At 63.3% G+C, this 6,000-nt stretch carries 3 protein-coding genes and 1 pseudogene; 3 read left to right on the plus strand and 1 reads right to left on the minus strand.

Features of this window, described 5'->3' with window-relative positions; genetic code table 11:
- Positions 1-148: 148 nt before the first annotated feature.
- From JJ683_RS05305 to JJ683_RS05315, 3 genes are all read left to right on the plus strand, one after another.
- On the plus strand, positions 149-1,060 hold the full coding sequence (locus JJ683_RS05305) for a MarR family transcriptional regulator (RefSeq protein WP_200171924.1): 912 nt from the start codon (positions 149-151) through the stop codon (positions 1,058-1,060).
- Between the two features lie 40 nt (positions 1,061-1,100).
- A complete protein-coding gene (gene mutM / locus JJ683_RS05310) occupies positions 1,101-1,940 on the plus strand; it encodes a bifunctional DNA-formamidopyrimidine glycosylase/DNA-(apurinic or apyrimidinic site) lyase (RefSeq protein WP_200171925.1) in 840 nt (279 codons plus the stop codon).
- Between the two features lie 180 nt (positions 1,941-2,120).
- Positions 2,121-5,213 (plus strand): hypothetical protein, encoded by a 3,093-nt coding sequence (locus tag JJ683_RS05315; RefSeq protein WP_200171927.1) that lies wholly within the window; start codon positions 2,121-2,123, stop codon positions 5,211-5,213.
- Positions 5,214-5,589: 376 nt separating this feature from the next.
- On the opposite strand, the pseudogene JJ683_RS05320 reads toward JJ683_RS05315, so the two are convergent.
- Positions 5,590-5,865, minus strand: a pseudogene (locus tag JJ683_RS05320) (ATP-binding protein); the annotation flags it as partial.
- Positions 5,866-6,000 lie beyond the last annotated feature (135 nt).

The following is a 6,000-nucleotide window of genomic DNA, read 5'->3' on the forward strand; positions in this document are numbered from 1 at the left end:
GGCATCGAGCAGAGCGCTCGGGCGACCTTACGTGTGCCGCGACGGTGCTCCGCATCGCAAATGCGAAGGTCACAGCTGCACTGCGATTGCCTGGTCTGAGGTCGTCGCTCGACGTGGACCGCGTCTGTCGTGAGATTGCTGCGTTCAAATGAGCAAGACCGGGTCGGGACAGCTCTTGTTCAGTTTCGTCAGGCACTGGTCACGCCGCTCCACCACTGGCGACGTTGCCACTGCCGAGCAGGGCCGGCTTCTGTTGGTGTTGGAGGCAGTGGCCTCCCTGATCGACCGTGGACGGTCCGCGACGGTGAATGCCGTTGCGAGCGAGATCGGTATCGACCAGAGTGGCGCGTCCCGGTTGGTGAAGAGCGCGGTTGACGCCGGCTATGTGGTGATGGCGACCGCGCAATCCGATGGCCGTAAACGCGAGGTCGCCCTGACGCCAAACGGCGACGCGGTCCTGCGAGAGGCTCACGCGTGGCAGGAGCAGGTGTTCGATGAGCTGACTGTGGGGTGGAGTCGGCTGCGGCGCGAAGAGTTCCACGCTGCGATGACGGATCTCGTGCGACGGTCGTATCTCACGGATGTGGAGCCGCAAGATGGAGATCGCTCTGGAGTCGCAGGTTCCGCCGATCCCACGTCGGGGACGGTGGTGAGCGCCGGAGATGACTGGCTGGATGCTGTTGAGGCGGCGGAGTGGGTCGGTTGCTCTGTGTGGACGATTCGTCGATGGGTCAGAGATGGAAAGCTCTCGGCGTGGAAGAGGGTGGCGTCGGGTACGGATGGCCGTCGGGCGGTGAAGAGCTTCGTCCGCAGATCTGAACTCGATGAGAAGTTCAGGCCCGACAGTCACACTGAGCATGTGAACCGGATCCGCGAGGGGGCAGTGCCATTCAGCGACGGTCAAAAGGAGGCACTCCGGCAGGTGTTCTCAGATCACGTGCTCGAGCGCGAGCATGGCCGATCGCAAGAGCCGAGTGAGCACATGCCAGTGGAGGAAGTAGAGGGTTCGCCTGTGCACAGCGAAGCCCGTGCAGCGTCCAACAGGGGGCAGGGAGCATGACGCATCGGAACTGCTTCGCGGACGCGACAAGGCCCTGACGATGCCTGAACTTCCCGAGGTCGAGGTTGTGCGCAGGGGGCTGGACGAGCACGTGTCCGGCCGTACTGTCGCCTCGGTGGTCATTCGCCATCCGCGGGCCGTGCGTCGCCATGTGGCCGGAACCGAGGATCTTGCATCTCGGGTGGTTGGTGCGACGGTCACGGGGATCGCGCGTCGCGGCAAGTATCTCTGGCTGGTCTTGGGTGATCGGGACGCGCTGCTCATGCATCTGGGGATGAGCGGGCAGATGCTCATCACGTCGCCCGACGCTGCGATCGCTCGGCACGAGCGGGCACGATTCACCTTCACCGATGGCGGCAGCGACCTGCGCTTCGACGACCAGCGCACGTTCGGTCACCTGATGTATCACGAAGGGGGAGCGGCGCTGCCGTCGCCGATCGCTCACATTGCGCGAGACCCGTTCGATCCGCAGTTCGACCAGGCAGCTGCGGTCACGCGAATCAAGACCAGGCGGACCGGGATCAAACGCGCACTGCTGGACCAGACCCTCGTGTCTGGCATCGGGAACATCTACGCCGACGAAGCGCTGTGGGCCGCCAAAGTGCACGGCGAAACGACGGCGTCCTCGCTGTCCAGGCCAAGGATCTCGGCTGTGATCGATGCTGCGCGAGACGTCATGGCCGCCGCACTCGCTCAAGGCGGAACCTCGTTTGATTCTCTCTATGTTGACGTGGCAGGGAGCAGCGGATACTTTTCCCGGAGCCTGAACGTCTACGGACTTGCAGGGCAGCCCTGCACGCGCTGCGGGAGCCCCATCGTGCGGGAGAAGTTCATGAACCGCTCGAGCCACTTCTGCCCGGTCTGCCAACGGAAACGCTAGTTGAGCGCCGCAGTACGTCGGTGCGCTAAGAGCTCTTCCAGTTGGCGAGTGCTGTGCCGACGCCTCGGGTACGTTGGCGACTTCTCAGCGAGGCCCTGCAGTCGACCCTAATGTCCGCAACATCGGATCTGAATGCCTCGTGGCGGGAGTAGGGCCGTCCTGTCGGAAACGGATGGGAAGATGACAGTCCCGCACCTTGGAGGCTCTCTCTTGAACAGTCCGACCCAGCTCGCTACGCAGATTCGCTTCCATCTTGGGTCGCTGGGGGAGACGAATGCTCACCACCCGTTCGAGCAACTGTGTTTGGGACTGACCCGCCGCCGCCTCGTAAGCAACGTCATTCCCGCGACCGGTCCCGTCGCCGCCGGCGGAGACGGGGGACGCGATGCTGAGAGCTTCTGGAGCATGCTGGCGAAGGAGCTACCGGATACTTCGTTCTTCACTGCGCTCGCGACGGAGGAAGCGGTCGTGCTCGCCGTCACGGCACAACGTGACAACGTGCCGTCGAAGGTCCGGGCGGATCTCTCGAAGATCTGCGGCAATGGCGAGCCCGTCGACCGCGTCATCTACTTCACGATCACACCCGTCGACACCGCGAAACGACACGAGCTGCAGGCGCACGCGCGGAATAAGTACTCGATCGGCCTAGAGATCTGGGATGCGCAGGCGATCGCGAACGAGCTCGCGAGTCCGGATCTGTTCTACCTCGCCGTGGACTTCTTGCACGTGCCGTCCACACTGGCACCAGAGCGAGACGAGGCCGACGGCGACCTGCCTGAGTGGTATGTCGAGACCCGCGACGAGTGGCGCACGCGCTCGGAGCATGTGGGGTCGATGGGAGAGTTCCTCGATCTGCGGGAGGCACTTCGGTTCTCCAGCTTTAATCTGGAGGTGCGAGCCGATCTGCCGGATTGGCTTGGGTCGGCTCGAGCTCTGCGCGACGCGGCACGGTCAGATGCAAGCGTGATCAACCGCATCGATTACGAGATCATCATCGCCACCGCGTTCGGGCTCAACACCTTGAAGCCTGTCGATGGCGCACTGCGGGAGTACTTTGATCGGCTCGCGTCGCGTCCGACCGACTCTGGGGTACTCGTCGACGCCATCACACTTCTCCGTCTCGCTCAGGCGAACCAGCCACGCGGAGAGACCACCGTCACGGTCCAAGAAGTGGCGGGGTGGGCCGACAACCTGCAGGCGATTCTCGGGCGCGAGCTCGCCGCAGCTCCCGGCGAGAACACCAGGGTGAGCCTGCTTGGGACGGCAGCGATGCTCGCGCTCGGTCCTCGCGAGTTCACAACGGATGACCTCGATGAGCTCACTGTCGCTGGCCCTAGGATGTTCGACATCTATCACGAGATGAGCGAGGCTAAGCGAGAAGGGCGTCCCCTCTCTGCCTCGCCGGAGATTGGCGAGCTGCGTGACCTCGATGCAGCCATGGCCCACTTAGTCGACTTGGTGACGTCGCTGCCTGAAGCGCCGATGGCACCACTCGAGCAACTCATGTCGATATTCGACCTCACGGCACCTGCCCTAATCGACCACCCGGACTACTTCCGGGTGCGGAGTGCCCTCGATGACGCAACCGTCGAGCGTGAAGGGAAGGCTGCGGCGGGGGATCGGACACAGAGCAGGGCTGTCGCTCTGCTTCAGGCTGACAGGCCTTTGGATGCGCTGCGCGAGATCCATGCCGCGAAGCTGAACTGGCTCAATGGTGACGCAGCGGAGGGTGCTGCGATTATGATGCTGCTTGCCTCGAAGGTGTACAGCGACCTTGGGTTCGCCCTTGCTGCGAAGCAATACGCCATGAGCGCGGCATCGATCGCCAAGGGGACCGACGACCCTGGCCTCGCGGTACTTGTGGCGCGGGGCATCATCCTCACCGCAACGTACGAGCACCAGGCCGGTCAGTGGTTGACCGCGACCCACACGTTTCGGATCGGAATCTGGGCGCAGTCGCAGCTCGCGGGCGACTCGTGGAGCTTCGAGCGATACCCGTACTTCGAGAACATGGTCGTTGACCAGTGCTTCATCATCCGCACCGCGGCAGCTCTTCGGCCGGCGGTGTTGTCGGTGATCGATCCTGTGGTCCAGTCGACAAACCTTGATGCGTTAGTCGAACCGATGCTCGAGACGGTCGCCGGGGTGGAGCCTCTGGATGAACGCGCCTCCGTAGATTCGGCTGATCGCAGCGGACTCGGACGGCCCTTCTCCGATGTGGGAGCGGTCCGCGAATACAGCTGGGCGGCTTTGGGGAACGTGTGGGTCGTCACCACCCCGAACGACAGGGCGCATGTGCTCGCCGCGGAACGGTTCGTTGCCGCGACGCAGATCGTGCTGGCTGAACTCGCCGCCGAGGACCTACTCCTGGTGCCCGGCGAGATCTGCGTCGAGATCGAAGTCTCTGACTCTCGGATGGCTTCTGAGGAGGTGTTCCTTCGGGCAGGGGAGCGCGATCCAGGTGCGAGTGGGCACCGAGTGCGGCTCACGCGCGGCGGCGCTCTTGCTGTCGACGCGGACCAGCTTGAGGTCGTCTCCGCGGCGATACAGGTGCTCGTCACCCAATCTCTCCTCGGTCGACCGGCTTTGACAGCCATGTTGGAGAGGACGTTCGAGCGCGGACTCCCACACATGCTCACCTGCGTACGGCCCTACGACGAGCTCGTCGATCTCCACAAAGACGAGGTCTATGAGGAGATCCGTGTTCTCTCAGCCGGAATCCTTGAACCAGGCCGGCGACGGTCGCCCCAGCCTCCGCCGGAGTTGACGCCGAGGCTTCCCGCACACGCCGCCGCGTACGATCACACCGCCGCGCTCGAAGCAATCGAGGACCGATACGAGATGCTGCTTCGGCCGGTTCGCTTGACGTTGCCGAGACTCGCCGCACACTCGCGGTTTATGGGACTGGTTTCCGATCTCCGCGCTGAGGGCTGGAAGGACTGGCATCTCCTTACGGCGATCGCAAACATCGTGGTAAATAAGCGCGCCGTGTCCCGCGGGCTGAACATGACCCGGTCCATCACTCAAGCCGACATCGACAAGTTTCGGACGATCATGGAGGAGGACGAGCGCTCCGATGACGCCGAGACGCCCGCCGACGCGTTTACCGAAGACCAGATGTGGTTCCACCTCGCCAACGCAGCCGCAACTACCGCCCGCCGACTCGGACTTGAACTCCGTCTCGCCCGGTTTGAGCCGCGCTCCTTCCTCAGCGTCCTCGGCGACCGCTTCAACTATTGGGACGACGACGTTGACCACGAGCCGATCCTGTAGTGGCTTGCGTCTGCAAGATACACCGAATCGCTTAGGGTTACCGCACGTTCATGAGACTCGTCCTGGATCAACCGAGTCGCAGTGTGTCTGGGATTCGCTAGTCAGTATTGATGTGCGGGCGACTCGTTGACGTAACTGTCTAGCCAGTACTTGAATGGGTCAGCGGCGTGCCACACACTGCGAATCGCATCGAGCATGTCAGGAGTGTGCATCCAGTCGTCCTCCGGCCATTCCTGAACGATGGCCGCGCCTTTCCACCTCAAGTATTGAATACGGGTGAGTATGACAACCCCATTTGGCCCCGGCGTGCTGATTTGATTTGGCCCCACCCCGGACACGGTTGATGGCGGGGTCCGATGTGGCCGTGGCGGCCGCGTCAGGCGGGCGTGGTCTCCTTCCTCGGCGGCCGGTTGCCGGCGGTGCTGGCCAGCCGGTAGGAATCGGTGCCGGTGGAGATGATGTGCGCATTGAACGTGAGCCGATCAACCACCGCCGCGGCGAGTCGCGGGTCGGTGAACGTGGCTCCCCACTCGGAGAATGGGGCGTTCGATGCGCACGCGATCGAGGCACGTTCCTCCCGGGCCGTGATCACCTGGAACAACAACTCCGCCCCACGCGGATCGAGATGCACATAGCCCACTTCATCGAGACAGTGATGATGCTCGTTGAAATTCCCCAGTTGTGCTCACCGAAATTCCCCAGTCTGGGTCGCTCCGTCGCATGAGGCGGGCCTCCCTGGATGCTGGTGGTCTCTGACCACACACCAGCCTTCCAGGGAGGCCCTACG

It is taken from the genome of Tomitella cavernea (assembly GCF_016599145.1).
In the GTDB taxonomy this organism is placed as follows: Bacteria; Actinomycetota; Actinomycetes; order Mycobacteriales; family Mycobacteriaceae; genus Tomitella; species Tomitella cavernae.

Coding starts and splice junctions, on each gene's coding strand:
- JJ683_RS05305 (WP_200171924.1), top strand. CDS start 149: ATGAGCAAGACCGGGTCGGGACAGCTCTTGTTCAGTTTCGTCAGGCAC.
- mutM (WP_200171925.1), top strand. CDS start 1,101: ATGCCTGAACTTCCCGAGGTCGAGGTTGTGCGCAGGGGGCTGGACGAG.
- JJ683_RS05315 (WP_200171927.1), top strand. CDS start 2,121: ATGACAGTCCCGCACCTTGGAGGCTCTCTCTTGAACAGTCCGACCCAG.